The organism is Salmonella enterica subsp. arizonae (assembly GCF_008692845.1).
GTDB classification, from domain to species: domain Bacteria; phylum Pseudomonadota; class Gammaproteobacteria; order Enterobacterales; family Enterobacteriaceae; genus Salmonella; species Salmonella arizonae.
Map to the genome: position 1 here is coordinate 224,458 of NZ_VXJW01000001.1, position 26,473 is coordinate 250,930.

Annotated in this window: 24 protein-coding genes, 1 other RNA gene and 3 pseudogenes; 16 read left to right on the top strand and 12 right to left on the bottom strand. The window is 51.3% G+C overall.

Translation table 11 applies throughout. The features are described from left to right. Positions 1-15: 15 nt before the first annotated feature. The 5 genes from F4V61_RS01190 (at position 16) to selO (ending at position 4,387) form a co-directional block, all read left to right on the top strand. Positions 16-567, top strand: a complete 552-nt coding sequence (locus tag F4V61_RS01190; RefSeq protein ID WP_001181558.1) for a glutathione peroxidase — start codon at positions 16-18, stop codon at positions 565-567. Then, positions 567-1,316, top strand: a complete 750-nt coding sequence (gene btuD / locus F4V61_RS01195; RefSeq protein ID WP_038396099.1) for a vitamin B12 ABC transporter ATP-binding protein BtuD — start codon at positions 567-569, stop codon at positions 1,314-1,316. Before F4V61_RS01190 ends, btuD begins: the two co-directional genes overlap by 1 nt. 76 nt (positions 1,317-1,392) lie before the next feature. After that, positions 1,393-1,857 (top strand): C40 family peptidase, encoded by a 465-nt coding sequence (locus F4V61_RS01200; protein WP_038396098.1) that lies wholly within the window; start codon positions 1,393-1,395, stop codon positions 1,855-1,857. 312 nt (positions 1,858-2,169) lie between these two features. Next, a complete protein-coding gene (gene ydiV, locus F4V61_RS01205; protein WP_080161027.1) occupies positions 2,170-2,883 on the top strand; it encodes an anti-FlhDC factor YdiV in 714 nt (237 codons plus the stop codon). A 61-nt stretch (positions 2,884-2,944) separates the two neighbouring features. Continuing rightward, positions 2,945-4,387, top strand: a complete 1,443-nt coding sequence (gene selO, locus F4V61_RS01210) for a protein adenylyltransferase SelO (protein ID WP_080161026.1) — start codon at positions 2,945-2,947, stop codon at positions 4,385-4,387. Between the two features lie 34 nt (positions 4,388-4,421). Here the strand turns inward: selO and hemP are convergent, their stop codons facing one another. The 3 genes from hemP to ppsR all read right to left on the bottom strand — a co-directional run bounded on the left by hemP (position 4,422) and on the right by ppsR (position 6,807). Next, on the bottom strand, positions 4,422-4,613 hold the full coding sequence (gene hemP, locus F4V61_RS01215) for a hemin uptake protein HemP (protein WP_000089115.1): 192 nt from the start codon (positions 4,611-4,613) through the stop codon (positions 4,422-4,424). A gap of 158 nt (positions 4,614-4,771) precedes the next feature. After that, positions 4,772-5,818, bottom strand: a complete 1,047-nt coding sequence (gene aroH / locus F4V61_RS01220) for a 3-deoxy-7-phosphoheptulonate synthase AroH (RefSeq protein ID WP_001082186.1) — start codon at positions 5,816-5,818, stop codon at positions 4,772-4,774. Between the two features lie 155 nt (positions 5,819-5,973). Next, positions 5,974-6,807 (bottom strand): posphoenolpyruvate synthetase regulatory kinase/phosphorylase PpsR, encoded by an 834-nt coding sequence (gene ppsR, locus F4V61_RS01225; RefSeq protein ID WP_000370989.1) that lies wholly within the window; start codon positions 6,805-6,807, stop codon positions 5,974-5,976. A gap of 335 nt (positions 6,808-7,142) precedes the next feature. Here ppsR and ppsA point away from each other — a divergent pair, with 335 nt between their 5' ends. After that, on the top strand, positions 7,143-9,521 hold the full coding sequence (gene ppsA, locus F4V61_RS01230) for a phosphoenolpyruvate synthase (protein WP_080161025.1): 2,379 nt from the start codon (positions 7,143-7,145) through the stop codon (positions 9,519-9,521). Positions 9,522-9,623: 102 nt separating this feature from the next. On the opposite strand, the gene aroD is transcribed toward ppsA, so the two are convergent. The 3 genes from aroD to ydiK all read right to left on the bottom strand — a co-directional run bounded on the left by aroD (position 9,624) and on the right by ydiK (position 11,853). Then, a complete protein-coding gene (gene aroD, locus F4V61_RS01235; protein WP_000860211.1) occupies positions 9,624-10,382 on the bottom strand; it encodes a type I 3-dehydroquinate dehydratase in 759 nt (252 codons plus the stop codon). A 62-nt stretch (positions 10,383-10,444) separates the two neighbouring features. Continuing rightward, an RNA gene (gene rprA / locus F4V61_RS01240) (antisense sRNA RprA) lies at positions 10,445-10,552 on the bottom strand. A gap of 182 nt (positions 10,553-10,734) precedes the next feature. Further along, positions 10,735-11,853: an AI-2E family transporter YdiK gene (gene ydiK, locus F4V61_RS01245; protein WP_058345366.1), complete on the bottom strand. Its 1,119-nt coding sequence runs from the start codon at positions 11,851-11,853 to the stop codon at positions 10,735-10,737. A 263-nt stretch (positions 11,854-12,116) separates the two neighbouring features. Here ydiK and ydiJ point away from each other — a divergent pair, with 263 nt between their 5' ends. From ydiJ to F4V61_RS01260, 3 genes are all read left to right on the top strand, one after another. Next, a complete protein-coding gene (gene ydiJ, locus F4V61_RS01250; RefSeq protein WP_079903971.1) occupies positions 12,117-15,173 on the top strand; it encodes a D-2-hydroxyglutarate dehydrogenase YdiJ in 3,057 nt (1,018 codons plus the stop codon). After that, on the top strand, positions 15,170-15,580 hold the full coding sequence (menI, locus tag F4V61_RS01255) for a 1,4-dihydroxy-2-naphthoyl-CoA hydrolase (protein ID WP_000637925.1): 411 nt from the start codon (positions 15,170-15,172) through the stop codon (positions 15,578-15,580). The genes ydiJ and menI overlap by 4 nt, the downstream gene beginning before the upstream one ends. 98 nt (positions 15,581-15,678) lie before the next feature. Next, a complete protein-coding gene (locus F4V61_RS01260; protein WP_000102233.1) occupies positions 15,679-15,867 on the top strand; it encodes a YdiH family protein in 189 nt (62 codons plus the stop codon). A gap of 287 nt (positions 15,868-16,154) precedes the next feature. Here the strand turns inward: F4V61_RS01260 and F4V61_RS01265 are convergent. Continuing rightward, positions 16,155-16,479 (bottom strand): annotated as a pseudogene (locus tag F4V61_RS01265) (cation:dicarboxylate symporter family transporter); the annotation flags it as partial. A gap of 426 nt (positions 16,480-16,905) precedes the next feature. Here F4V61_RS01265 and sufA point away from each other — a divergent pair. The 7 genes from sufA to ldtE all read left to right on the top strand — a co-directional run bounded on the left by sufA (position 16,906) and on the right by ldtE (position 23,581). Next, a complete protein-coding gene (gene sufA, locus F4V61_RS01270) occupies positions 16,906-17,274 on the top strand; it encodes a Fe-S cluster assembly scaffold SufA (RefSeq protein ID WP_079781663.1) in 369 nt (122 codons plus the stop codon). A gap of 8 nt (positions 17,275-17,282) precedes the next feature. Beyond that, positions 17,283-18,770 (top strand): Fe-S cluster assembly protein SufB, encoded by a 1,488-nt coding sequence (sufB, locus tag F4V61_RS01275; protein ID WP_000089391.1) that lies wholly within the window; start codon positions 17,283-17,285, stop codon positions 18,768-18,770. Between the two features lie 16 nt (positions 18,771-18,786). After that, complete coding sequence (gene sufC / locus F4V61_RS01280; RefSeq protein ID WP_000932071.1) at positions 18,787-19,533, top strand: Fe-S cluster assembly ATPase SufC; 747 nt, start codon at positions 18,787-18,789, stop codon at positions 19,531-19,533. Then, a complete protein-coding gene (gene sufD / locus F4V61_RS01285) occupies positions 19,508-20,773 on the top strand; it encodes a Fe-S cluster assembly protein SufD (RefSeq protein ID WP_079835170.1) in 1,266 nt (421 codons plus the stop codon). The genes sufC and sufD overlap by 26 nt, the downstream gene beginning before the upstream one ends. A gap of 2 nt (positions 20,774-20,775) precedes the next feature. Then, positions 20,776-21,996, top strand: coding sequence for a cysteine desulfurase SufS (gene sufS, locus F4V61_RS01290; RefSeq protein WP_000143846.1), 1,221 nt, complete (start codon positions 20,776-20,778; stop codon positions 21,994-21,996). 12 nt (positions 21,997-22,008) lie between these two features. Next, complete coding sequence (gene sufE, locus F4V61_RS01295; protein WP_038396090.1) at positions 22,009-22,425, top strand: cysteine desulfuration protein SufE; 417 nt, start codon at positions 22,009-22,011, stop codon at positions 22,423-22,425. 154 nt (positions 22,426-22,579) lie between these two features. Then, the gene (ldtE, locus tag F4V61_RS01300; protein WP_000817053.1) at positions 22,580-23,581 is read left to right on the top strand and encodes a L,D-transpeptidase LdtE; all 1,002 of its coding nucleotides are present in this window, start codon (positions 22,580-22,582) and stop codon (positions 23,579-23,581) included. 68 nt (positions 23,582-23,649) lie between these two features. Here the strand turns inward: ldtE and lpp are convergent, their stop codons facing one another. The 5 genes and pseudogenes from lpp to F4V61_RS01325 all read right to left on the bottom strand — a co-directional run. Further along, positions 23,650-23,886 carry a murein lipoprotein Lpp gene (gene lpp / locus F4V61_RS01310; RefSeq protein WP_001082307.1) on the bottom strand — a complete coding sequence of 79 codons (237 nt, stop codon included), beginning with the start codon at positions 23,884-23,886 and terminating at the stop codon, positions 23,650-23,652. A 309-nt stretch (positions 23,887-24,195) separates the two neighbouring features. Further along, a complete protein-coding gene (gene pykF / locus F4V61_RS01315; protein ID WP_000751454.1) occupies positions 24,196-25,608 on the bottom strand; it encodes a pyruvate kinase PykF in 1,413 nt (470 codons plus the stop codon). A gap of 7 nt (positions 25,609-25,615) precedes the next feature. Next, positions 25,616-25,810 carry a hypothetical protein gene (locus F4V61_RS22205; protein ID WP_244757366.1) on the bottom strand — a complete coding sequence of 65 codons (195 nt, stop codon included), beginning with the start codon at positions 25,808-25,810 and terminating at the stop codon, positions 25,616-25,618. 199 nt (positions 25,811-26,009) lie between these two features. Then, positions 26,010-26,336: pseudogene (locus F4V61_RS22210) on the bottom strand (amino acid permease); the annotation flags it as partial. A gap of 4 nt (positions 26,337-26,340) precedes the next feature. Beyond that, positions 26,341-26,471, bottom strand: a pseudogene (locus F4V61_RS01325) (proline iminopeptidase-family hydrolase); the annotation flags it as partial. Between the last annotated feature and the right edge of the window lie 2 nt (positions 26,472-26,473).

Below are 26,473 nucleotides of genomic sequence, written 5' to 3' on the forward strand. Positions count from 1 at the left end.
CATCAGGGAGACGCCATGCAAAACTCGCTTCTTAATACTCATGTTACGACGATTGATGGAGAGGCCACTACACTTGAAAAATACGCTGGAAAAGTGCTGCTCATTGTGAATGTCGCCTCCAGATGTGGTCTGACGTCGCAATATGAACAGTTGGAAAATATCCATAAGGCGTGGGCAGATCGGGGGTTTGTCGTGTTGGGCTTTCCCTGCAATCAGTTTATGGGGCAGGAACCAGGCAGTGAAGAAGAGATTAAAACCTACTGCGCCAACACCTGGGGCGTAACATTCCCGATGTTCAGCAAAATTGACGTGAATGGAGAAGCGCGCCATCCGCTGTACCAAAAACTGATAGCCGCTGCGCCAACGGCAGTCGCGCCGGACAAGAGCGGTTTTTACGAACGAATGGTAAGCAAAGGGCGTACTCCGCTCTATCCGGATGATATTCTGTGGAATTTTGAAAAATTTTTGGTGGGCCGGGATGGTCAGGTAGTACAGCGTTTTTCACCGGATATGACGCCTGAAGATCCTATTGTGATGGAAAGCATAAAAATCGCGTTGGCAAAATAATGTCTCAATTGATGCAATTAAAGGATGTCGCCGAGAGCACCCGCCTGGGGCCGCTTTCCGGCGAAGTAAGCGCAGGAGAGATCCTTCACCTTGTCGGGCCGAACGGCGCCGGGAAAAGCACGCTTCTGGCACGTATGGCAGGGTTAACCTCCGGCGAGGGGAGCATTAGGTTTGGCGGAGCGCCGCTAGAGACATGGATAGCGTCAAAGCTTGCCCAACACCGCGCTTACCTTGCGCAACAACAAAATCCGCCCTTCGCTATGCCGGTCTGGCACTACCTGACATTGCATCAACCTGATAAAACGCGAACCGGGCATCTTAACGACGTGGCCGATATGCTTGGATTGGGCGACAAACTGGGGAGATGCGTCAATCAGCTTTCCGGCGGCGAGTGGCAGCGTGTTCGCCTTGCTGCCGTCATACTACAAATTCATCCCGACGCTAATCCGGTCGGTCAATTACTGCTGCTTGATGAACCGATGAATAGCCTTGATGTTGCGCAACAAAACGCTCTGGACCGGGTATTACACCAGTTGTGTCAGGCTGGAATCGCGATTGTGATGAGCAGTCACGATCTGAACCACACGCTGCGCCATGCGCATAAAGCCTGGTTACTAAAGCGCGGTAAACTCATTGCCTGCGGCCGCCGGGATGAGGTTCTCACTCCATTTTATCTGGCGCAAGCCTACGGGTTGAGCTTTCGGCGAGTCGATGTCGAGGGCCATCAAATGCTCATATTGGGCACTTAAGTGAAATCGTTTCTTGAAAAGCAGGTAATTTCGACGCTAAATTAATACGAAAATAAAAACAGAGGATTGTTGCGGCATGCGTTTTTGGCTTCTTGTTATCACAGCATTGTTCCTGGCAGGATGCAGTACTCACCGGGCGCCGGCGCCAAACGCCAGGTTATCAGACTCGATTACCGTCATTGCGGGTCTGGACGATCAGTTGCAGTCATGGCGCGGTACGCCATATCGCTACGGCGGTATGAGTCGCAGAGGCGTGGACTGTTCCGGTTTTGTGGTAGTCACTATGCGTGATAAGTTTGATTTGCAGTTGCCGCGCGATACGCGTGAGCAATCAAAAATTGGTACCAGAATCGATAAAGATGAATTGCTTCCCGGAGATTTGGTTTTCTTTAAAACCGGTTCGGGAGAAAGTGGTTTACACGTTGGTATTTACGATACAAATAATGAGTTCATTCATGCCTCTACCAGTCGTGGTGTGATGCGTTCATCGCTGGATAATGTGTACTGGCGGAAAAACTTCTGGCAGGCGCGGCGAATTTAATCTCGCAGACGACATAATTTTTATGGTCTATTTTTAGCATATCGCTGGTTGAACTTATGACGCCTGTCGTCATCCTATATAACGATATAACCGTAGCATTTACAAACGTACTTCTATTAAAAATGGGCATTTTCACGTCCTGTTAAAAGTACAACGTTAGATATTGGTTTATAATCAGGGTAAGTTAAAAAAGGAACCGGTTTACCGGTAAAAAAGAAAAATGATGACGCTTCAATCAATATCTGAAGTTGCGTCTGTTTCCGTCCGTAGTGACTGGATGGCGAATAACGCTCTAACCATGGGACTGGCGTAATGATTGCTTCACTTGATGAGCTTTACCATTCCGAACTCTTTTTCCTTCCCGCAATGGATAAAAACGCTCGGCTTGTTGGCTTAGAAATTATTGCGACGTTTGCTACTGAAGATGGTGCTGTGCGGATGCCGACTGAGTTGGTGGCGCCACGCCTTTCGGTGGAGGAACAATACTGTCTATTTGTTGAAAAACTTGCACTGTTAGAAACGTGTCAACACTTTTTTATTCAGCATAAACTTATTGCATGGCTTAATTTACCACCCGCAATTAGTGGCTTATTATTATTAGATAGCGAACTTTTTTCTCGGGCGGCGCGTTTTCCGTTTCTTGAATTAGCTATAAATGAGAATTATCCTGGATTAAACCACGGCAAGGAGAATGAAACATTAGCCAATCTGGCAATGCATTTCCCATTAATGCTGGCAAATTTTGGAGCAGGCGAGGCATCTACTAAAGCTATTTTCGATGGGCTTTTCAAACGAATTATGTTGGATAAAAATTTTATTCAGCAGCGTGCTGACATGATCTCATTCGAACCGTTTATGCACGCCATAGTTGCACAGATCTCCAGCAGTTGCGAGTCTCTGATGATTGCCGGTATTGACAATGAGGCAATGTTTGCGCGCGCTGCGCCATTGGGATTTAGCGCTTTACAGGGAGGGCTGTGGCCTCCGGTGCCGGTAAGCCAGCTAGTTAGACTCGTTCAGAGATAACCTTTCTGTTTGCCGGTGTTTAACCGGTGATTAACCGTCTACACTGGAGACAGGAGGCCCTATGACCCTGTCTTTTACTGCCCACTGGCGCGATGAACTGCCAGCAACGTATACCGCGCTTTTACCCACACCGTTAAAAAATACGCGTCTGATTTGGTATAACGACAAACTGGCGCAGCAGTTAGCCATTCCCGCTTCGCTATTTGACGTTACAAACGGCGCAGGCGTTTGGGGCGGTGAAACCCTATTGCCTGGCATGTCGCCCGTAGCGCAGGTGTATAGTGGGCATCAGTTCGGTGTCTGGGCAGGGCAACTTGGCGACGGGCGCGGTATTTTGCTGGGCGAACAACTCCTGGCGGATGGCTCGACCCTCGACTGGCATCTGAAAGGCGCTGGATTAACACCCTATTCGCGAATGGGGGACGGACGCGCTGTGCTGCGTTCAACCATACGTGAAAGCCTTGCCAGCGAAGCCATGCATTATCTGGGTATTCCCACTACGCGCGCGTTATCTATCGTAACCAGCGATACGCCGGTGCAGCGAGAAACGCAGGAAGCGGGCGCGATGTTAATGCGTCTGGCGCAAAGTCATATGCGTTTTGGTCATTTCGAACATTTTTACTACCGCCGTGAGCCGGAAAAAGTTCAGCAACTGGCTGATTTCGCTATTCGTCATTACTGGCCGCAATGGCAGGATGCGCCAGAAAAATATGATTTGTGGTTTGAAGAGGTGGCGGCGCGTACCGGAAGACTCATCGCCGACTGGCAAACCATAGGTTTTGCGCACGGCGTCATGAATACGGATAACATGTCGATTCTGGGGTTGACCATCGACTATGGTCCCTTTGGTTTTCTTGACGACTACGATCCTGGCTTCATTGGCAACCATTCCGATCATCAGGGACGTTACCGCTTCGATAATCAACCGTCGGTAGCGTTGTGGAATTTACAACGTCTGGCGCAAACGTTAACCCCTTTTATTGAGATCGACGCTTTAAACAGAGCGCTGGATCGCTACCAGGACGCGTTGTTAACGCGCTATGGGCAGCGAATGCGACAGAAGCTGGGCTTCTTTACCGAGCAAAAAGACGATAACGTTTTACTGAATGAATTGTTTAGTCTGATGGCGCGCGAAGGAAGTGATTATACCCGTACATTTCGGATGTTAAGCCATACAGAGCAACAGAGCGCCTCATCGCCGTTGCGTGATACGTTTATTGATCGCGCGGCGTTCGATGGCTGGTTCGACCGCTACCGGGCGCGATTACGCACAGAGGCGGTGGATGACGCGCTGCGCCAACAGCAGATGCAAAGTGTGAATCCCGCGGTAGTGTTGCGCAACTGGCTGGCGCAACGCGCAATAGACGCGGCTGGACAGGGGGACATGTCCGAACTGCATCGGTTACATGAAATTTTACGTCAGCCTTTCATCGATCGGGATGATGACTATGCCAGCCGCCCGCCGGAGTGGGGAAAACGGCTGGAGGTCAGTTGTTCAAGTTAGCCTGACGCCAGCAGAATCGTCCGCTGGCGGAGCGCTATTTGGTTAACAGTAGCTTACCGGCCTGAGTTTTGCGCAACAGATACTCCTGACCGTTGTGATCGATAATGACTTTGCCGTCCGGACCTAATAGCGCCTGACTGTTGACGCGCCGTTCAGCAGCAGGGAGAAGCGTTTCATTGTCTATTTCCTTAGGGTGAGGCAGCTCGGTGTTATCCATACGCGATATGCTATTTATTAATAATCAAACTCACAATGATTATTATTATCAATAATTAATGCGATAACAGCAAGTGCTAATTCTGTGGAGTGATATACGCGCGCGTAGAGAAAAAGGGCGGGTAACGCATCGAAGAAACGCCCATCCCCGGCAGGATGGGCGGGGTATTAAAAGCGGCTGTCTACCGCAGCGGCGAGTTTTTCTAACAGAATTTCAGTAGCTTCCCAGCTCAGGCAGGGATCGGTAATGGACTGACCATAGATTAATGGTTGACCGCTGATAATTTTTTGCGTGCCTTCCCGCAAAAAACTCTCTGCCATAATCCCGACAATCGCCGTGGAACCGTTACGAATCTGCTGGCAGATATCATCACAGACATCCAACTGGCGGCGATGCTGTTTTTGACAGTTGCCGTGGCTGAAGTCGACGACCAGATGTTCCGGAAGATCAAATTCATGCAACGTGTCGCAGGCGGCGGCAATATCTTCAGCATAGTAGTTCGGTTTTTTACCGCCGCGCATGATGATGTGCCCATACGGATTTCCACTCGTTTGGTAGATGGTCATCTGTCCGTCTTTATCCGGCGAGAGAAACATATGGCTGGCGCGGGAAGCGCGAATAGCGTCGACGGCAATGCGGGTGTTGCCATCCGTACCATTTTTAAAGCCAACCGGGCAAGAGAGCGCAGAGGCCATTTCCCGATGGATCTGGCTTTCGGTGGTGCGTGCGCCAATCGCTCCCCAACTGATCAGATCGGCAATAAACTGACCCGTGACCATATCAAGAAATTCTGTGGCGGTTGGCACTCCCAGTTCGTTCACCTGTAATAGCAGGCGGCGCGCCAGTTCAAGTCCATGGTTGACACGATAACTTCCATTCAGATCGGGATCGGAAATCAAGCCTTTCCATCCCACTACGGTGCGAGGTTTTTCAAAATAGGTACGCATGACTATCTCCAGACGCGCCTGATGCTTTTGGCGTTGCGTATGGAGTTGCGTCGCGTATTCCATGGCAGCATTCAAATCGTGAATCGAACAGGGGCCAATGACGACCAGTAGCCGTGGATCTTCACCATTTAAAATTTTTTCTATCCGGCGTCGGGAGTCGGTAACGTGACTGGCGACGGAGGACGATACAGGATACCGCTGCGCGAGTTCGCTCGGTGTTACCAGGCTGTCGATACGCGCAGTACGGAGTTCGTCGGTTCTGTTCATTACAAGTCTCAGAAATTTGTTGCTTCAACGGCAGGACTACCGGGAAGTGATGGGCATCACGATAAACCAATCCCTGCTGATTTCAAGTGCGAGGCGTGTCACCCCTCGCAGGCTGAACGGCATGATAACAAAAACCAAACCATCGAACTAGTTTATTAGTACATTCTGCGATTAAGCCCCATAATGTCGAGAATCTTGGTGGCTATCTCTTCAACGGAATAATTGGTGCTGTTCAGGCAGGGGATCTGATTCTTACGGTACAGCGCTTCGACTTCCGCAACTTCCATGCGGCACTGACGCAATGAGGCGTACCGGCTGTTTTCACGACGTTCTTCGCGAATCGCCGCCAGGCGTTCAGGGTCAATGGTCAGGCCGAACAGTTTATGCTGCAATGGTTTTAACGATGTTGGCAGCGTCAGATTATCCATATCATCAGCGATGAAAGGGTAGTTAGCCGCGCGAATACCGAATTGCATCGCCAGATAGAGGCTGGTGGGCGTTTTTCCACAGCGCGAAACGCCAAGTAAAATCACCTGGGCCTGATCGAGGTTGCGCAACGAAATACCATCATCGTGCGCCAGGGTATAATCAATAGCGGCAATACGGGCGTCATACTTGTTCAGATTGCCCGGATTAAGCCCATGAGTACGATGAGCGATCGGCGTTGGGTCCAGTTTCATCTCCTGCTGTAGCGGCGCAACCAGCGCCTGGACGATATCCTGACAGAAACCTTCGCTCTGTAAGATGATGGCGCGAATTTCAGGTAAAACAATAGAGTAAAATACCAGCGGACGCACGCCGGTCTGATGGTAAATGGCGTCAATTTGGTCTTTGACGGCGCGGGCGCGGCTCTCGTTTTCCACGAATGGCAGCGTGATGCTGCTGATCGTCACCGGAAACTGCGACATAACCGCATGACCCAGAACTTCGGCGGTAATGGCGGTACCATCAGAAATATAGAAAACATGGCGATCAACAACATTATCCATTCTGTTCATCCTGAAGAGTAAACATAATTATCTGAAAGCATAAATTAAAAGTAACGGGAAACGTATAACTTGTCGCTTATTTTATAAAATGACATGTATTTTTTATAATAAATGAAAAGTGTGTTTCATTTCATGGAAGCGCAATTTATACCGACGGTTATTGAGGGAATGGCGCGCTATGCGTGAGTTTGCGCAAATACGTAAACAATCTGAAAAAATGAAAAATAAATTTGCTTGAACGATTCACCGTTTTTTTCACAGGTTTAAATATGCCAGGATAAATACGCAATTATGTGTTTATTAAACTCGTTCATTTATCACAAAAGGATTGTTCGATGTCCAACAATGGCTCGTCACCGCTGGTGCTTTGGTATAACCAACTCGGCATGAATGATGTAGACAGAGTTGGGGGCAAAAATGCCTCCCTGGGTGAAATGATTACTAACCTTTCCGGTATGGGCGTATCCGTACCGAATGGTTTTGCAACCACTGCTGATGCGTTTAACCAGTTTTTGGATCAAAGCGGCGTAAACCAGCGCATTTATGAACTGCTGGATAAGACGGATATTGATGATGTCTCCCAGCTTGCGAAAGCAGGCACGCAGATCCGCCAGTGGATTATCGACACTCCTTTCCAGCCCGCGCTGGAAAACGCCATCCGCGATGCCTATGCGCAGCTTTCGTCGGATGATGAAAACGCCTCTTTTGCCGTGCGTTCCTCCGCTACGGCGGAAGATATGCCCGATGCCTCGTTTGCGGGTCAGCAGGAAACGTTTCTTAACGTTCAGGGCTTCGATGCGGTACTGGTGGCAGTGAAACACGTATTTGCGTCTCTGTTTAACGATCGCGCCATCTCTTATCGCGTTCACCAGGGATATGATCATCGCGGCGTGGCGCTTTCTGCGGGCGTGCAACGGATGGTTCGCTCCGATCTCGCCTCGTCAGGGGTGATGTTCTCCATCGATACCGAATCCGGTTTTGATCAGGTCGTCTTTATCACCTCGGCATGGGGACTGGGTGAAATGGTGGTGCAGGGCGCGGTTAACCCGGATGAGTTTTATGTACATAAGCCGACCCTGGCGGCTGGCCGTCCGGCTATCGTTCGGCGCACCATGGGGTCGAAAAAAATCCGCATGGTCTACGCCGCGACTCAGGAACACGGTAAGCAAGTGAAGATTGAAGATGTGCCGCAGGAACAGCGCGACATTTTTTCGCTCACCAACGAAGAAGTGCAGGAGCTGGCGAAGCAGGCGGTACAGATTGAGCAGCACTATGGTCGTCCGATGGATATCGAATGGGCGAAAGACGGTCATACAGGTAAGCTCTTTATTGTGCAGGCACGTCCGGAAACCGTGCGCTCCCGCGGCCAGGTGATGGAACGTTATACGCTACATGCGCAGGGGAAAATCATTGCCGAAGGTCGTGCCATTGGTCACCGTATCGGCGCGGGTATGGTGAAAGTCATTCATGATATCGGCGAAATGAACCGTATTGAGCCTGGTGATGTCCTTGTCACCGACATGACCGACCCGGACTGGGAGCCGATCATGAAAAAAGCGGCGGCAATTGTTACTAACCGTGGCGGGCGAACCTGTCATGCGGCGATTATCGCTCGCGAATTGGGTATCCCGGCGGTAGTCGGCTGCGGTGACGCCACCGAACGCATGAAAGATGGTGAAAAAGTGACCGTCTCCTGCGCGGAAGGTGATACCGGTTATGTTTATGCCGACATGTTGGATTTCAGCGTCAAAAGCTCCAGCATAGATACCATGCCGGATCTACCGCTTAAGATCATGATGAACGTCGGCAACCCGGACAGGGCGTTTGACTTTGCCTGCCTGCCGAATGAAGGTGTAGGTCTGGCGCGGCTGGAATTCATCATTAACCGTATGATTGGCGTTCACCCGCGCGCGCTGCTGGAGTTCGACGATCAGGATGCCGCGCTGCAAAACGACATTCGCGAGATGATGAAGGGGTTTGACTCGCCACGTGAATTCTATGTGGGTCGGCTGACGGAAGGGATCGCGACGTTAGGCGCGGCTTTCTACCCTAAACGCGTCATTGTTCGCCTGTCCGACTTTAAGTCCAACGAGTACGCCAACCTGATCGGCGGCGAACGCTATGAACCGCATGAAGAAAACCCGATGCTGGGCTTCCGCGGCGCGGGGCGCTACGTCGCTGAAAGTTTTCGCGATTGCTTCGCGCTGGAATGCGAAGCAGTGAAACGCGTGCGTAACGATATGGGGCTCACCAACATCGAAATTATGATTCCGTTCGTGCGCACGGTCGATCAGGCGAAAGCGGTCGTCGAAGAACTGGCGCGCCAGGGCCTAAAACGCGGCGAGAATGGACTGAAGATCATTATGATGTGCGAAATTCCGTCCAATGCGCTACTGGCTGAACAGTTCCTCGACTATTTCGACGGATTCTCTATCGGTTCTAACGACATGACGCAGTTGGCGTTGGGGCTAGACCGCGACTCTGGCGTGGTTTCCGAACTGTTTGACGAGCGTAACGACGCGGTGAAAGCGCTGCTGTCGATGGCGATCCGCGCAGCGAAAAAACAGGGTAAATATGTCGGCATTTGCGGTCAGGGTCCGTCCGACCATGAAGACTTCGCCGCCTGGCTAATGGAAGAAGGGATCGACAGTCTGTCGCTGAATCCGGACACCGTGGTTCAGACCTGGCTAAGTCTGGCGGAACTGAAGAAGTAAACCGAGGCCAGATAGCGCTATGCTTAATCCGGCCTGCACAAGAAACATGTTGTGTAGGCCGGATAAGGCCTAAGCCGCTATCCGGCATTTGATAATGCCGGGTCAGGCGTTGTGCAGAATCATTAATACGCTGCGTAGATCATTAACGGCGATTTGCCCCGGCGCCGAAGCCTGCGTCACCGCGCCAAACGTAGCGGCAGAGCCGAACACTTCCCCTGCCAGACGTGAAATTATACCCTCTTTCGCCATCGACATAGTAATCACCGGACCGTCGGCGTAGCGTTGCCGCATCTCCAGTGTGGCGGTGAGTAACGTTAATACATCATGCTGGCTTTGCGGCATAACGGCAATCTTAGCAATATCCGCGCCGAGCGCTTGCATTTTACGTAGCCGCAGAACAATTTCCTCTGCGGGCGGCGTCTGGTGAAAATCGTGGTTAGACATCACGACATAAACATTATGCGCATGGGCATAATCGACAGTGGCTTTAACGTCAGCATCACCGGTAAATAGCTCAAGATCGATCATATCGACCAGGCCGCTGTCGATTGCGGCACGATTAAGCGCTAGATAATGCTGAGTGGGTATCGTCTGCTCGCCGCCTTCTTTGGCGCTGCGGAAAGTAAACAGTAACGGAATGTCAGGCATCGCATCGCGGATAGCACGCGCAGCGGTAAGAACGGATTGAGTCGATGCGATATCCGTAAAGTGATCCACGCGCCACTCCAGAATATCGAATGTGGCTTCGCGGTAGGCCAGCATTTCCGCTTTCACTCTGTTGATGTCTCTCCCCATCAACGACACGATAATTTTGGGCATCCCTTCGCCAATGATTAAATTTTTTACGGTGACGGTTTTCATGCGTGTCCTGTCGGTTTTTTGTCTTCTCGCCATTATGAACTGTGAGGCACGCCGCTTGAAGTAAAAAAAAAAGCCCATCGTGGGAGACGGGCAAAGACTACACACAGCAATTCGTTGCTTCATTCAGGGGATTTCCATGCTTATAAATCAATGTGTTGATTTATAACCGTGTGCTAATAGTAGGCATGAGCACTTTTTGCGTCGATCAGATTCGTCTCAATAGTTTAAAAACTGTAACGAATTTGCGACAAAATGAGATATCACAGGGAACCGCCAGGCGAATCAAAATGGGCGGGTGTGTTGAATTGATAAACTTTGCTAAAGCATTGGGCGGCATCGCCGCCCAATATGGTTATGACTGCTTGTTGGCTTCCTCGATTTCGTCCAGTTCTTCAAGGATCTCTTCGGGTTCATTCGTCGGCGCCGGAACTTCATGTACCCACGCGGAGAACAAACGCCAGGTCACGGCCAGAAGCACCGGTCCAATAAACAGACCAATCATGCCGAATGCAATCAGGCCGCCGATCACCCCGGAAAGGATCAAAAGTAACGGTAAATCAGCGCCCATGCGGATGAGTACCGGACGAATCACGTTATCCAGAGTGCCGACGACAGCGCTCCATACCAGCAGCACGGTGCCCCAGGTGGTATCTCCTGTCCAGTAAAGCCAGATAATAGCTGGAATCAGTACCGGCAATGGCCCCAACTGAACCAGGCACGAAAGGATCATCACTACTGTCAACAGGGTAGCGTAAGGCACGCCGGAAATCGCCAGCCCAATGCCGCCAAGCACCGCCTGTACCAGCGCGGTAACCACTACGCCAAGCGCCACGGCGCGAATCGCCTGGGCAGCCAGCAGAACCGCTGCGTCGCCGCGTTTAGCCGCGAGACGACAGGCGAAATGGCGTATACCCATCGCCACTTGTTCGCCGCGCCAGTAAAGCAGGGCGCTAAACAATAGCATCAGGGCGCAGTGCATCATAAAGCGTCCTATATGTGCCGCCTGACCGACAAACCAGGTGGTGGTCGTGCCAATATAAGGCCGCACTTTCGCCATAATAGCGCTACCGCCCATATCCAGCAGGCTATGCCATCCGGCATACAGCTTGGCGCCAACCAACGGAATAGTATTTAACCATGCAAGGTCGGGCAGCGTCATATCGCCGCCAGTCACTGCATGGATGAGCGGGCCGCTACCATCAACAATACTGTTAACCAGCAAGGCGACGGGAATAACGAAGAGCAGCACCAATAGCAGCGTCATGACGAGTACGGCAAGCGAGCGGCGGCCCCACAATATTTTTTGTAATTTCAGCAAAACGGGCCAGGTCGCGATCACAATCGTACCTGCCCATGCAAACCCTAAAATAAAAGGCTGTACTATCCACAAACAGGCCACAATCATGATGGCTAAAAACAGCACCGATAGCAGCGCCTGAGCAATATCCCTGGGCTGACGAACATTTACCATAAATACTTTTCACCTTTTCTGTACGCCAGAACGTTGGCGCGACGTGAACATGCAAACTACCTCTTATAATGATGAGCAATTTCAGAGGTTTTTAACAGGCCGATTCTGCATGTAATTCTGTTGGGCGCACAGGAAAAAAATGTGATACAACAAATAACGCAACACGCAAACGATTAAGCATCCCTTCCTGTGCGTAGACTGCTCGCGCTCGCCGGGTCGGGCGCCACCGTTCACAACACAGACCGCAGGAAAGGGTCAATATAATGATTCCACAAATTTCTCAGGCACCCGGCGTAGTTCAGTTGGTGCTCAATTTTTTGCAGGCGCTGGAGCAGCAAGGGTTTACGGGCGATACGGCAACCAGCTATGCCGACCGTCTGACAATGTCGACCGATAACAGTATCTATCAGCTTCTTCCCGATGCTGTTGTGTTTCCTCGTTCTACGGCGGATGTCGCGCTTCTTGCCCGTCTGGCCGCAGAACCGCGCTTTACTTCGTTGGTGTTTACCCCGCGAGGCGGCGGTACTGGCACCAATGGCCAGGCGCTAAACCAGGGCATTATTGTTGATATGTCCCGCTATATGAACCGTATTATTGAAATCAATCCTGAAGAGGGTTGGGTGCGGGTAGAGGCGGGAGTAATAAAAGATCAGCTTAATCAGGCGCTAAAGCCGTATGGCTATTTTTTTGCGCCGGAGCTTTCCACCAGTAATCGCGCAACGCTTGGCGGTATGATTAATACCGACGCCTCCGGCCAGGGTTCGCTGGTCTATGGAAAAACGTCAGATCACGTCTTAGGCATACGGGCCGTATTGCTGGGGGGCGATATCCTTGACACACAATCGATGCCCGTTGAGCTTGCCCAGACGCTTGGTGAAAACAATACGACGCCGGGCCGCATATATCAGACCGTCTATCAGTCTTGTCGGGAAAATCGTCAACTTATCCTCGATAGCTTTCCAAAGCTCAATCGCTTTCTGACAGGCTACGATTTACGCCACGTCTTTAACGATGACATGACCCGTTTCGATCTCACCCGCATCTTAACGGGGTCGGAAGGGACGCTGGCGTTTATCACTGAAGCCCGGCTGGATATCACTCCAATACCCAAAGTCCGCCGTCTGGTGAATGTAAAATACGACTCCTTTGATTCCGCGTTGCGTAACGCCCCCTTTATGGTTGACGCGCGCGCCTTGTCCGTCGAGACGGTCGATTCCAAAGTCCTTAACCTCGCGCGGGAAGATATTGTCTGGCACTCCGTTAGCGAACTGATTACTGATGTGCCGGATAAAGAGATGCTTGGCCTGAATATCGTGGAATTCGCGGGTGACGACGAAGCGCTTATCGACGGACAGGTTACGGCGCTGTGCCAACGGCTGGATGGCCTGATGGCGCGTGCGGAAGCGGGCGTGATCGGCTGGCAATTTTGTACCGATTTGACGGATATTGAGCGTATTTACGCGATGCGTAAAAAAGCGGTAGGGCTGCTGGGTAATGCGAAAGGCTCTGCCAAACCGATTCCATTTGCGGAAGATACCTGCGTACCGCCTGAACATCTGGCCGATTATATCGCCGAATTTCGCGCCCTGCTGGATGGTCATGGATTAAGTTACGGCATGTTCGGTCACGTGGATGCCGGGGTGCTGCATGTGCGTCCGGCGCTGGATATGTGCGATCCGCAGCAGGAACTGTTGATGAAACAGATCTCCGATGAGGTCGTCGCGCTGACCGCCAGATACGGCGGGCTGTTGTGGGGCGAGCATGGAAAAGGCTTCCGTGCGGAATACAGCCCGGCCTTTTTCGGGGAAGTCCTGTATGGCGAGCTGCGCAAAATAAAAGCGGCTTTTGATCCGCACAATCGACTTAACCCGGGTAAAATTTGTCCGCCGCAGGGGATAGAGGCGCCGATGATGAAAGTGGATGCGGTAAAACGCGGCACCTGGGATCGTCAAATCCCGCTGGCGGTACGGCAGACCTGGCGCGGCGCTATGGAGTGTAATGGTAACGGCCTGTGTTTTAATTTCGATGCGAAAAGCCCGATGTGCCCGTCGATGAAAATTAGCCTTAACCGAATCCACTCGCCGAAAGGGCGGGCGACGCTGGTGCGGGAATGGCTCCGTCTATTGGCCGATCGCGGCGTCGATCCGTTGAAGCTGGAAAAGGATCTGCCGGAAAAACGCGCCAGCCTGCGAACACTAATTGCCCGCACCCGGAATAGTTGGCACTGGCGTAAAGGCGAGTACGACTTTTCCCATGAAGTTAAAGAGGCCATGTCCGGCTGTCTGGCGTGCAAAGCCTGTTCGACCCAGTGCCCGATTAAAATCGATGTTCCGGAGTTTCGTTCACGTTTCCTACAGCTTTACCATACCCGTTATCTGCGTCCGGTACGCGATCATCTGGTGGCGACAGTCGAAACCTATGCGCCGCTGATGGCGCGTGCGCCAAAGACCTTTAACTTTTTTATTAACCAACCGATGGTCCGTAATCTGGCGAAAAAACATATCGGTATGGTGGATTTACCTCTGCTTTCCGCCCCCTCGTTGCAACAGCAACTGGTGGGCCATCCATCCGCCAATATGACGCTTGAACAACTGGAGCGCATGAGCGCTGAGCAAAAAGCGAAAACGGTACTGGTGGTTCAGGACCCGTTTACCAGCTACTACGACGCGCGGGTCGTGGCGGACTTTATCAGCCTGGCGGAAAAACTGGGCAGGAGACCGGTATTGTTGCCGTTCTCGCCGAATGGTAAGGCGCAGCATATTAAAGGTTTTCTTAATCGCTTTGCGAAAACGGCGAAAAAAACCTCTGAATTTCTTAATCGGATCGCCGCGTTGGGGATGCCGATGGTGGGCGTCGATCCGGCGCTGGTGCTATGTTATCGCGACGAATACAAACTGGCGCTGGGCGAACAGCGCGGCGATTTTCATGTGTTGCTGGTGAATGAATGGTTGGCGCAGGAAATAAATGCAAGACTGTCCGTCGAGGTGAGCGGCGAACCGTGGTACTTTTTTGGTCATTGTACGGAAGTCACGGCTTTACCCGGCGCGCCTGCGCAGTGGGCCGCCATCTTTGCCCATTTTGGCGCGAAGCTGGAAAATGTCAGCGTAGGCTGCTGCGGTATGGCGGGCACTTATGGACATGAACTAACCAATCATCAAAATTCGCTGGGAATTTATGAGCTATCCTGGCATCAGGCGATGCAACGTCTACCGCGAAACCGTTGCCTGGCAACCGGCTATTCCTGCCGAAGCCAGGTCAAACGCATTGAAGGTACGGGCGTGCGTCACCCGTTGCAGGCATTACTGGAGATTATAGGTTGATTTGGAAACGTGAAGTGACCCTAGATGCGCTTAATGCGATGGGGGAAGGGAATATGGTTGGCCTGCTTGATATCCGCTTTGAGCATATTGGGGACGATACGCTGGAAGCGACGATGCCCGTTGATCACCGCACCAAACAGCCGTTCGGCTTGCTGCATGGCGGAGCGTCTGTAGTGCTGGCGGAAAGTATCGGCTCGGTCGCAGGCTATCTGTGTACGCAGGGGGAGCAAAAAGTGGTGGGGCTGGAGGTGAATGCCAACCATGTACGGTCGGCGCGTCAGGGGCGCGTGAGAGGGGTCTGTAAAGCGCTCCATACCGGGGCTCGCCATCAGGTCTGGCAGATAGACATTTTTGATGAGCAGGGACGCCTGTGCTGTTCTTCACGTCTCACTACTGCGATTGTGTGACGTTGTCACCATAAAAGTGTGAGGTATATTGCTTTTGGTCAAAATGTGTGCAGAAAAAGGTGGTATACTGTGCACGTTTACCCATAAGCGAGGATGATATGTCTACTGATTTAGATCCAGCCCAACTGGCGATTGAATTTTTACGCCGTGATAAAACCGAACTTTCTCCCGCTCAGTATCTGAAGCGTTTAAAACAACTGGAGTTAGAGTTTGCCGATCTCCTCGCCCTCTCTTCAACCGAACTGAAAGAAGAGATCTATTTCGCCTGGCGGTTGGGCGTTCATTAATAAAGCCTGTGTAGGCCGGATAAGGCTCTGGCCGCCATCCGGCTATGTCACCAGACAGTGTCACCAGAAAATGCCCCTGATAATATACCCCTTTGATTTTTTTTAAAAACACAGATCGCCATTTGTGCTAAAAAAGCGTGCTCTTTTTATGAGATTATTCTTATGCCCCTTCAAGAGCTAAGCCATTAAGAGTGCCGGAGATAAGCGCCGGATGGGGCCGAAGCCCTTAAGCCTGTACTGAACAGCCTTAAGGGTTTTTCTTTTTCCGGGCGCGCAGAAAACTACGCGACGATCGCCAGCGACACTTTTCCGATGCCGGCGCTATTTTCCAGTTTATTGATAGTTATTGATAGCGGAAAGAATAGAAATAAAAATTAGCGGTATGGCGACCAGTTTTAACAGGTTGACATAACCATTGCCGACTATGCTGTACCATTCGATAATAGTTTTAGTGTGATTTGTTGAAATAAAATGCAGGGATAAACCAATAATAGCCCCTAAAAAGATAGCGATAAAAACGCTTTTCGACAGGGAATCGCTTTTTTGATTAATTCTCAATATTGCCCATGAGAAAACCAAAAAAAGTGCGATATACGCGAGTGTAACAACCATATTTTAAGCCTCTTGCCCCATTCAGCACCTGAAATGCCGGAAAGAGTTAACGTAAACCTATAGCCTAAACTGAGTCATAGAACCGCAACGGATTATAAAGAGCGGGACACCAGGTATCCATACAAAAAATGGGGTTCTGACCTCGTAACCCGCTAACCTCGACAGCCTATTGATCAAATAGTCATTTTCTATACATCTTTTCGGTTTTGACCTGTCAGAACGGTTATCGTCTTATAACTAATTAAATATCAAGTAATTAACTAAATTTTTGCCTGTCTTATAACCTGGCAGACAGGGTCTATGCTTAATAAATGGCGCTCAATATGCCCATTTGTCAGAATGCCCCTGCGGTTATGGGGTTGAAGTGATAATCATTATCACTAACATGCTGTTATATCCAGGTGATCAAGAACGCGAGGTAACCCTATGGAATTGCATTCAGGAACGTTTAACCCGGAAGACTTCCCCTGGCAAGGGCTGACGTTAACGCCAGCGGCGGTGGCGCATATACGCGAACTGGCGGCAAAGCAGCCGGGCATATTGGGTGTGCGGTTAAGCGTAAAACAGACCGGATGTGCCGGATTCGGCTATGTTCTGGATACCGTCCGGGAACCGGATAAAGATGATCTGGTTTTTGAAGCCGAAGGCGCAAAGCTCTTCGTGCCGTTAAAGGCGATGCCTTTTATTGACGGAACCGAAGTTGATTATGTGCAGGAAGGGCTGAACCAGTTATTTAAATTTCATAACCCCAAAGCCCAGAATGAATGCGGCTGCGGCGAAAGTTTTGGGGTATAGGCGGTACTATGTCTCGTAATACTGAAGCAACGGAAGAGGTCGGCATCTGGACGGGCGGACGTCTGAATTATAAAGAAGGATTTTTCACGCAATTACCCACTGATGAGCTGGCAAAAGGCATCAGCGAAGAAGTGGTGCGTGCGATTTCCGCAAAGCGTAACGAACCTGAGTGGATGCTGGAATTTCGTCTCAATGCCTATAGATCCTGGCTGGAAATGGATGAACCGCACTGGCTGAAGGCGCACTACGATAAGCTGAACTATCAGGACTACAGCTATTACTCTGCGCCATCATGCGGAAACTGCGATGATAGCTGCGTTTCCCAGCCGGGAGCCGTACAGCAAACGGGCGCGAATACCTTTTTGAGTAAAGAGGTTGAAGACGCCTTCGAGCAGCTTGGCGTTCCGGTTCGCGAAGGAAAAGAGGTCGCCGTCGATGCGATTTTTGACTCTGTTTCCGTGGCGACCACATACCGTGAAAAGCTGGCGGAACAGGGCATTATTTTCTGTTCTTTTGGCGAAGCGATCCACGATCACCCTGAGCTGGTCAGGAAATATCTTGGCACTGTCGTTCCAGGGAATGATAACTTCTTTGCCGCGCTGAATGCGGCGGTCGCTTCCGATGGAACGTTTATCTATGTTCCCAAAGGCGTGCGCTGCCCAATGGAGCTATCCACCTATTTTCGCATTAACGCCGAGAAAACTGGTCAGTTTGAGCGCACGATTCTGGTGGCGGATGAAGGTAGCTATGTCAGTTATATCGAAGGATGCTCCGCGCCCGTCCGCGACAGTTATCAACTTCATGCTGCGGTAGTGGAAGTCATCATCCATAAAGACGCTGAAGTAAAATATTCCACTGTACAAAACTGGTTCCCAGGCGACAACAACACGGGCGGCATTCTGAACTTTGTGACCAAACGCGCCTTGTGCGAAGGGGAAAACAGCAAGATGTCCTGGACCCAGTCGGAAACTGGTTCCGCGATTACCTGGAAATATCCGAGCTGTATTCTGCGCGGCGATAATTCTATCGGCGAGTTCTATTCCGTTGCGCTGACCAGTGGACATCAGCAGGCCGACACTGGCACTAAAATGATCCATATCGGTAAAAACACACGCTCAACAATTATCTCAAAAGGCATTTCCGCCGGACACAGCCAGAACAGCTATCGTGGGCTGGTAAAAATTATGCCGACGGCGACCAATGCCCGAAATTTCACGCAGTGCGATTCTATGCTGATTGGCACGGATTGCGGCGCGCATACGTTCCCGTATGTTGAATGCCGTAATAACAGCGCGCAGTTGGAGCACGAGGCGACAACATCACGCATCGGTGAAGATCAGCTTTTCTATTGTCTGCAACGCGGCATCAGCGAAGAAGACGCTATTTCGATGATCGTCAACGGTTTCTGCAAAGACGTTTTCTCGGAACTGCCGCTGGAGTTTGCCGTTGAAGCGCAAAAACTGCTGGCGATTAGCCTTGAGCACAGCGTCGGTTAATGATTAAGGGAAAACCATGTTAAACATCAAAGGGTTACATGTCAGTGTGGAAGAAAAAGCAATTTTGCGTGGCCTGAATCTGGAGGTTCGCCCCGGCGAAGTGCACGCCATTATGGGCCCGAACGGTTCCGGGAAAAGCACGCTTTCCGCCACCCTGGCGGGACGAGAAGAGTATGAGGTCACTGGCGGCTCGGTTACGTTCAACGGTAAAGATCTGCTTGAACTGTCGCCGGAAGAACGGGCGGGCGAAGGTATTTTTATGGCTTTTCAGTACCCGGTAGAGATCCCCGGCGTCAGTAACCAGTTTTTCCTGCAAACCGCGCTGAATGCCGTGCGTGCCTACCGAGGGCAGGCGTCGTTGGATCGCTTTGATTTTCAGGATCTGATGGAAGAAAAGATCGCATTGCTGAAAATGCCGGAGGATTTACTGACCCGCTCGGTAAACGTCGGTTTCTCCGGCGGGGAGAAAAAGCGCAATGATATTTTGCAAATGGCGGTGCTGGAGCCGGAACTGTGCATCCTTGATGAGTCTGACTCCGGACTGGATATCGATGCGCTGAAAATTGTGGCGGAAGGCGTCAACGCGCTGCGTGACGATAAACGCGCTTTTATTATAGTGACCCACTATCAGCGCATACTGGACTACATCAAGCCCGATTACGTCCATGTCCTCTATCAGGGGCGAATTGTCCGATCCGGCGATTTTACTCTGGTCAAACAACTGGAGGAGCAGGGTTATGGCTGGCTTACCGAACAGCAGTAAAGCGCTACAGCAATGGCGGCATCTCTTTGAAGAGCAAGGCGAAAGCCGCACTGAAGAGGCAAGACAACATCTACAGCAGATGCTGCGTCTGGGATTGCCAACGCGTAAACATGAAGACTGGAAATACACGCCGCTTGATGGCTTCGCCCATAGTCAGTTTATCCAGCAGTTTGCGGCAATCAGCGCCGCACAACGTGATGCGCTGGCGCTGAAGAACGATGCCGTGCGGCTGGTGTTTGTCGACGGACGGTTTATGCCAGAGCTTAGTGATAGCACGCAAAACAGCGGATTTGACGTTAGCGTCAGGGACGAGCGTCAGACGCTTGCCGCGCCGGTGCAGCCTGAGATTTTTCTGCATCTGACGGAAAGCCTGGCGCACTGTGTAACGTATATACAGGTACGGCGGAATCAGCGTCCGGTTAAGCCGCTACTGTTGATGCATATCACCCAGGGCGTGGATGGAGACGAACTGAACACCGCGCATTATCGCCATCATCTGTCGCTGGCGGAGGGCGCGGAGGCGACGGTTATTGAGCATTATGTTAGCCATGGCGAGGCAAAACATTTTACCGGCGCGCGTCTGACGATGAAGGTCGCAGAAAATGCGCGACTACGCCATATCAAACTGGCGTTTGAAAATGCGTCCAGCTATCACTTTGCGCATAACGATCTTTTGCTGGCGACGGACGCCTCGGCGTTTAGCCACTGTTTTCTGCTGGGGGCCGCAGTACTACGTCACCATACCAGCACACAGTTGAATGGCGAAAACGCGACGCTTCGACTGAATAGCCTGGCGATGCCGGTAAAAAATGAAGTATGCGATACGCGGACATGGCTGGAACATAACAAAGGCTACTGTAACAGCCGTCAGTTGCACAAAACTATCGTTAGCGACAAAGGACGTGCGGTCTTTAATGGCCTGATTAACGTGGCGCAACACGCCATTAAGACCGACGGCCAGATGACCAATAACAACCTGTTGTTGGGGAAACTGGCCGAAGTCGATACCAAACCGCAATTAGAGATCTATGCCGATGACGTGAAGTGCAGTCACGGCGCGACGGTCGGGCGTATTGACGATGAGCAGATGTTTTATCTGCAGTCACGCGGCATCAGGCAACAAGAGGCGCGGCACATGATTCTTTACGCGTTTGCCGCAGAGTTAACGGAAGCTATCCATGATAGCACCCTTAAACAGCAGGTGCTGGCGCGAATCGGCCAGCGACTGCCCGGAGGCTGAGCATGACATTTCCTGTTGAAAAGGTGCGGGCGGATTTCCCCATATTGCAGCGTGAAGTTAACGGCCTGCCGCTGGCTTACCTGGACAGCGCGGCCAGCGCCCAAAAACCCAATCAGGTTATTGATGCCGAATCTGCCTTCTACCGTCATGGCTACGCCGCGGTACATCGTGGTATCCATACGCTAAGCGCGCAGGCGACCGAAAGCATGGAGAATGTGCGGAAGCAGGCGTCGCGGTTTATTAACGCCCGCAGCGCAGAGGAACTGATTTTCGTGCGCGGCACGACGGAGGGCATTAACCTTGTTGCCAACAGTTGGGGGGCGGAAAATATTCGCGCCGGGGATAACATTATCATTAGCGAAATGGAGCATCACGCTAATATCGTTCCCTGGCAGATGCTGTGCGAGCGCAAAGGCGCTGAACTGCGCGTGATCCCATTGAATCCTGATGGTACGCTGCGGCTGGAGGTCCTGGCGACGCTATTCGATGACCGGACCCGACTGCTGGCCATTACTCACGTTTCCAACGTGCTGGGGACCGAAAACCCGCTGCCGGAAATGATTGCACAGGCGCGCCAGCATGGGGCGAAAGTGCTGGTAGATGGTGCCCAGGCCGTTATGCACCATGCCGTTGATGTCCAGGCGTTGGACTGCGATTTTTACGTGTTTTCCGGCCATAAACTCTACGGGCCGACCGGTATCGGCATTCTGTATGTTAAAGAGGCGTTGCTGCAAGAAATGCCGCCGTGGGAAGGGGGCGGGTCCATGATCGCGACCGTAAGTCTGGCGCAGGGAACGACATGGGCGAAAGCGCCCTGGCGTTTTGAAGCGGGAACGCCGAATACCGGTGGCATCATCGGTCTCGGCGCGGCAATTGACTATGTGGCGTCGCTGGGGCTGGATAAGATTGGCGATTATGAGCAGATGCTGATGCATTATGCGCTGGAGCAACTAGCGCAGGTGCCTGATATAAGGCTATACGGTCCGGCGCAGCGGCTGGGCGTAATCGCTTTTAATCTGGGTAAACACCATGCCTACGATGTTGGCAGTTTTCTTGATAATTACGGCATCGCGGTGCGAACGGGGCATCACTGCGCAATGCCGCTCATGGCCTGGTATGGCGTGCCGGCAATGTGCCGGGCTTCGCTGGCGATGTATAACACCTACGAAGAAGTAGACCGACTGGTGGCGGGGTTAACGCGTATTTACCGTTTATTGGGATAACAGTGAGGTTTTATGGCTGCGCTACCGGATAAAGAAAAACTGTTGCGTAACTTTACACGCTGCGCTAATTGGGAAGAAAAATATTTATATATTATTGAGTTGGGGCAGCGCCTGGCGGAATTAAATACGCAGGATCGTAATCCGCAAAATAGGATTCAGGGCTGTCAGAGCCAGGTATGGATCGTGATAGGGCGAAACGCCGACGGCATTATCGAATTGCAGGGCGACAGCGACGCGGCGATCGTCAAAGGTCTTATGGCCGTAGTGTTTATTTTGTATCACCACATGACGGCGCAGGATATTGTGCATTTCGATGTCCGGCCATGGTTTGAAAAAATGGCGCTTACGCAGCATCTCACGCCTTCTCGTTCTCAGGGGCTGGAAGCCATGATTCGCGCGATTCGCGCTAAGGCCGCCACTCTTAGCTAAACTATACAGACAGCGTTCTACCTGATGTCAAATCCTTTGCCGGACGGCGACGTCGCTTTATCCAGAGTGGACAGAGCGTGTATTTTGTTGTTCTGATAAGCGAAGCGCTATCAGGCGTCGCAAGGGGCATCACCAGAAATACAGGAGGTTTGGTATGAAACGTGCGTCTTTCATTACTCTTACATTCATCGGCGCGTATAGCGCGTTACAGGCGGCCTGGGCGGTAGATTATCCATTGCCGCCCGAAGGCAGTCGCCTTATCGGTCAGAATCAAACCTATACCGTACAGGAAGGTGATAAAAACCTGCAAGCTATTGCCAGGCGTTTTGATACGGCGGCGATGCTCATTCTTGAAGCGAATAATACAATTGCGCCGGTGCCTAAGCCCGGTACGCTAATTACCATTCCCTCGCAGATGCTATTGCCGGATGCGCCCAGGGAAGGCGTTGTCGTTAACCTCGCGGAGCTACGGTTGTATTATTACCCTGCGGGAGAAAATCGCGTTCAGGTGTATCCCATCGGCATCGGTTTGCAGGGACTGGAAACCCCCGTCATGGACACCCGGATAGGGCAAAAAATCCCTAATCCGACGTGGACGCCGACAGCGGGCATACGCCAGCGTTCGCTTGAGCGGGGTATTACGCTGCCGCCGGTGATACCCGCCGGGCCAAACAACCCGCTTGGCCGCTATGCGCTGCGTCTGGCGCATGGTAATGGGGAATATCTCATTCATGGCACCAGCGCGCCGGATAGCGTTGGTCTGCGCGTGAGTTCCGGTTGCATTCGCATGAACGCGCCTGACATTAAAGCATTATTTACGCAGGTCAAAACGGGGACGCCGGTAAAAGTGATTAACCAGCCGGTGAAATTCTCTGTCGAGCCGAATGGCGTTCGTTATGTAGAGGTACACAGGCCGCTATCGTCGGAAAAAGAGCAAAACGTGCAGACGATGTCCTACGTGCTGCCTGCGGAATTTACCTCGTTCAGAAACGCGAAAGAGGTGGATAGCAGCCTCGTCGATAAGGCGCTATACCGGCGAGCCGGGCATCCTGTGAGCGTGAGTGCCGGGCAGACGCCAGTGGTTAATACGACAGTGGTCGAATCTGCACAGAACGGTTTTGTCGGGGAAGAGGGGCAAACGCGTGCGACGCAGTAGCTTTCGCGGAAAAGTGACAGACAAAAAAATGGCGCACAGAGTGCGCCATTTTTATTACGCAGGTACTATTACTTACGGTATTTAGTAGCCTGGTTGTCCAGACGCTGGTTAGCGCGAGCTGCGTCGTCTTTAGCAGCCTGCACGTCGGAACGCATTGCATTCACGTCGTTGCTCAGCTGGTCAACTTTAGCGTTCAGAGTCTGAACGTCAGAAGACAGCTGATCGATTTTAGCGTTGCTGGAGCAACCAGCCAGCAGAGTAGAACCCAGGATTACCGCGCCCAGTACCAGTTTAGTACGATTCATTATTAATACCCTCTAGATTGAGTTAATCTCCATGTAGCGTTACAAGTATTACACAAACTTTTTTAGGTTGAGAATATTTTTTTGATGGGAATGCGCTTATTTTTGATCGTTCGCTCAAAGAAGCACCGAAAAGCATGAAAGTCCCTAAAAAACCGAGAGAAAACAGGGAGCTTCCATCGGATTCTTCTTAGATAATCCGCAATAAGATAGTAAAATCCGATTTGATTTTTTATTAATAGCAGCTATCGATTAAATAAAAAAAGCGCCGCGAGGGCGCTCTTCTAAACAAATTAATTCACACAACAATTATTACAGTACGTGAACAGAGGCGGTGTTAGTGGTGCCGCTTGGAACCAGCGCGCCGGAGACCATAACCACAACGTCGCCTTTCTGGGCAAGGCCGCTTTGCAGGGCGACATCTTTGCCGAGACGGTAGAAATCATCAGTAGAATTGATTTCTTTCACCAGTTGCGAAACCACGCCTTTACTCAGCACTAACTGACGGGCGGTCACTTCATTGGTGGTCAGCGCCAGGATGGTGGCGTCCGGGAAGTATTTACGGACAGCGCGAGCGGATTTACCGCCCTGGGTCGCTACCACGATCAGCGGCGCTTCCAGTTTCTCGGCAGTTTCTACCGCGCCACGGCATACCGCTTCTGTAATACGCAATTTACGGCTATCGTTGTGGTAGTCCAGACGGCTGTTCATAACGCGGTCAGTACGTTCGCAGATAGTTGCCATAATAGAAACGGCTTCCAGCGGGTATTTCCCTTTTGCGGACTCGCCGGACAGCATGACCGCATCCGTACCGTCGAGGATAGCGTTCGCAACGTCGCCAGCTTCCGCGCGGGTCGGACGCGGGTTTTTGATCATGGAATCCAGCATCTGGGTTGCAGTGATAACCACTTTACGTGCGCGAATACATTTTTCGATCATCATCTTCTGCGCGAAGATCACTTCTTCAACCGGGATTTCTACGCCCAGGTCGCCACGCGCAACCATGATGCCGTCGGAAGCTTCGAGAATTTCATCGAAGTTGTTCAGGCCTTCCTGGTTTTCGATCTTGGAGATAATCTGGATGTTTTCGCCGCCGTGGGCTTTCAGATGCTCGCGAATTTCGACTACGTCAGAACGTTTGCGAATAAAAGAAGCCGCAACAAAATCAACGCCTTGTTCGCAACCGAAGATCAGGTCCTGTTTATCTTTTTCAGCCAGCGCTGGCAGTGCGATGGAAACGCCTGGCAGGTTAACGCCTTTATTTTCGCCCAGATCGCCGTTGTTCAGCACCTTACAAACCACTTTATTGCCTTCGATAGCGGTCACTTCCATACCGATCAGACCATCGTCAACCAGTACGGTGTTGCCGACTGACAGATCGGAGGTAAAGCCTTCATAGGTGACAGCAACGATTTCATTATTACCGACCACGGATTTGTCGGTGGTAAAAGTAAAGGTCTGACCCGCTTTCAATGAAACGTCGTTGCCGCCCTCCAGTTTAATAGTGCGGATTTCTGGTCCCTTAGTATCGAGCAGAATAGCGGCTTTTTTACCGGTCTTGCTCATCACGTTGCGCAAGTTCTGGATACGCTGACCGTGTTCTGCATAATCGCCATGAGAGAAGTTCAGACGCATCACGTTCATGCCCGCGTCCAGCATTTTGGTTAACATCTCTTCGGATTCGGTTTTCGGACCGATAGTGCAAACAATTTTCGTCTTTTTCATGACAGTCTTAGTCTTTAAGTTGAGAAGGATATGGAAATCTGGCTTCAGGCGCGCACGGCCCGGAAGCTAAGCCTGTGTTGCTAAAGTGATGATGCCTCGCTCTAAGGATAGGTGACATCGAAAGAGCGTGCAGAGGAATGTGTGCTCGCGTTTCAGCCCAACGGGAAGGGGATAATTTTAGTCGTTGAGTTTTACAGTCCAATGCGCTGAAACCATTCAAGAGACAATTGGCGCGCATTATACGCTTAAATTTACATAAAAGGAAAATGTAAACCCTGTTTCAAAAGACATCTGTGCAGATTCACAACGGTTTTTTATTACGATGTTTGCGATTTAGTTGGCGATGATGCCGCTCGACGATGGGCGGCGTTGCGCAACGTGGCGGAGTGTTGCGTATGATGTCAATTGAGCAACTTTTTCCCTTCCAGGTCGATGGCAATATTTTGGTTGTGCGCTTTTTGATAGCACAGAATCGCTATCCCGATCGCTGCCCAGCTAATGCCGACTAACAGAGCGTGAATGTTCATGCTTAAACAGACGTAGCCGATGGCTATTATCCCCATGATCGGCAAAATGACATGGGCAAAAATACGCCGCTGGGATTTCATCCGGAAATTGAACCCACACAGGTTCACGACAAAAAAAGCGAAAAGCGCGCCAAAGTTCACCAGCGGGGAGATGGATTCAATCTTGCACAGATAACTGAGCAGCAAGGTGACTCCGCCGGTAAGCTTATGCCTGATCGCGTAAAAACGCGCTTATTGCTGCGAAGCAGGGCGCGATATTTTCTCCGTGCGGATTAACCTACTGTCGGGAATAGTGATTGCGCGGCAGTCTGGAATATGAGAGATAAGTGGAGATACGG

What these genes read in the sequence shown, in the direction of transcription:
- sufB (WP_000089391.1), top strand. Translation starts at nt 17,283, where the DNA reads ATGTCTCGTAATACTGAAGCAACGGAAGAGGTCGGCATCTGGACGGGC.
- lpp (WP_001082307.1), bottom strand. Translation starts at nt 23,886, where the DNA reads ATGAATCGTACTAAACTGGTACTGGGCGCGGTAATCCTGGGTTCTACT.
- sufE (WP_038396090.1), top strand. Translation starts at nt 22,009, where the DNA reads ATGGCTGCGCTACCGGATAAAGAAAAACTGTTGCGTAACTTTACACGC.
- aroD (WP_000860211.1), bottom strand. Translation starts at nt 10,382, where the DNA reads ATGAAAACCGTCACCGTAAAAAATTTAATCATTGGCGAAGGGATGCCC.
- pykF (WP_000751454.1), bottom strand. Translation starts at nt 25,608, where the DNA reads ATGAAAAAGACGAAAATTGTTTGCACTATCGGTCCGAAAACCGAATCC.
- selO (WP_080161026.1), top strand. Translation starts at nt 2,945, where the DNA reads ATGACCCTGTCTTTTACTGCCCACTGGCGCGATGAACTGCCAGCAACG.
- ppsR (WP_000370989.1), bottom strand. Translation starts at nt 6,807, where the DNA reads ATGGATAATGTTGTTGATCGCCATGTTTTCTATATTTCTGATGGTACC.
- ldtE (WP_000817053.1), top strand. Translation starts at nt 22,580, where the DNA reads ATGAAACGTGCGTCTTTCATTACTCTTACATTCATCGGCGCGTATAGC.
- ydiV (WP_080161027.1), top strand. Translation starts at nt 2,170, where the DNA reads ATGATTGCTTCACTTGATGAGCTTTACCATTCCGAACTCTTTTTCCTT.
- sufD (WP_079835170.1), top strand. Translation starts at nt 19,508, where the DNA reads ATGGCTGGCTTACCGAACAGCAGTAAAGCGCTACAGCAATGGCGGCAT.
- F4V61_RS01260 (WP_000102233.1), top strand. Translation starts at nt 15,679, where the DNA reads ATGTCTACTGATTTAGATCCAGCCCAACTGGCGATTGAATTTTTACGC.
- F4V61_RS01200 (WP_038396098.1), top strand. Translation starts at nt 1,393, where the DNA reads ATGCGTTTTTGGCTTCTTGTTATCACAGCATTGTTCCTGGCAGGATGC.
- sufS (WP_000143846.1), top strand. Translation starts at nt 20,776, where the DNA reads ATGACATTTCCTGTTGAAAAGGTGCGGGCGGATTTCCCCATATTGCAG.
- ppsA (WP_080161025.1), top strand. Translation starts at nt 7,143, where the DNA reads ATGTCCAACAATGGCTCGTCACCGCTGGTGCTTTGGTATAACCAACTC.
- F4V61_RS01190 (WP_001181558.1), top strand. Translation starts at nt 16, where the DNA reads ATGCAAAACTCGCTTCTTAATACTCATGTTACGACGATTGATGGAGAG.
- sufC (WP_000932071.1), top strand. Translation starts at nt 18,787, where the DNA reads ATGTTAAACATCAAAGGGTTACATGTCAGTGTGGAAGAAAAAGCAATT.
- aroH (WP_001082186.1), bottom strand. Translation starts at nt 5,818, where the DNA reads ATGAACAGAACCGACGAACTCCGTACTGCGCGTATCGACAGCCTGGTA.
- btuD (WP_038396099.1), top strand. Translation starts at nt 567, where the DNA reads ATGTCTCAATTGATGCAATTAAAGGATGTCGCCGAGAGCACCCGCCTG.
- sufA (WP_079781663.1), top strand. Translation starts at nt 16,906, where the DNA reads ATGGAATTGCATTCAGGAACGTTTAACCCGGAAGACTTCCCCTGGCAA.
- ydiJ (WP_079903971.1), top strand. Translation starts at nt 12,117, where the DNA reads ATGATTCCACAAATTTCTCAGGCACCCGGCGTAGTTCAGTTGGTGCTC.
- ydiK (WP_058345366.1), bottom strand. Translation starts at nt 11,853, where the DNA reads ATGGTAAATGTTCGTCAGCCCAGGGATATTGCTCAGGCGCTGCTATCG.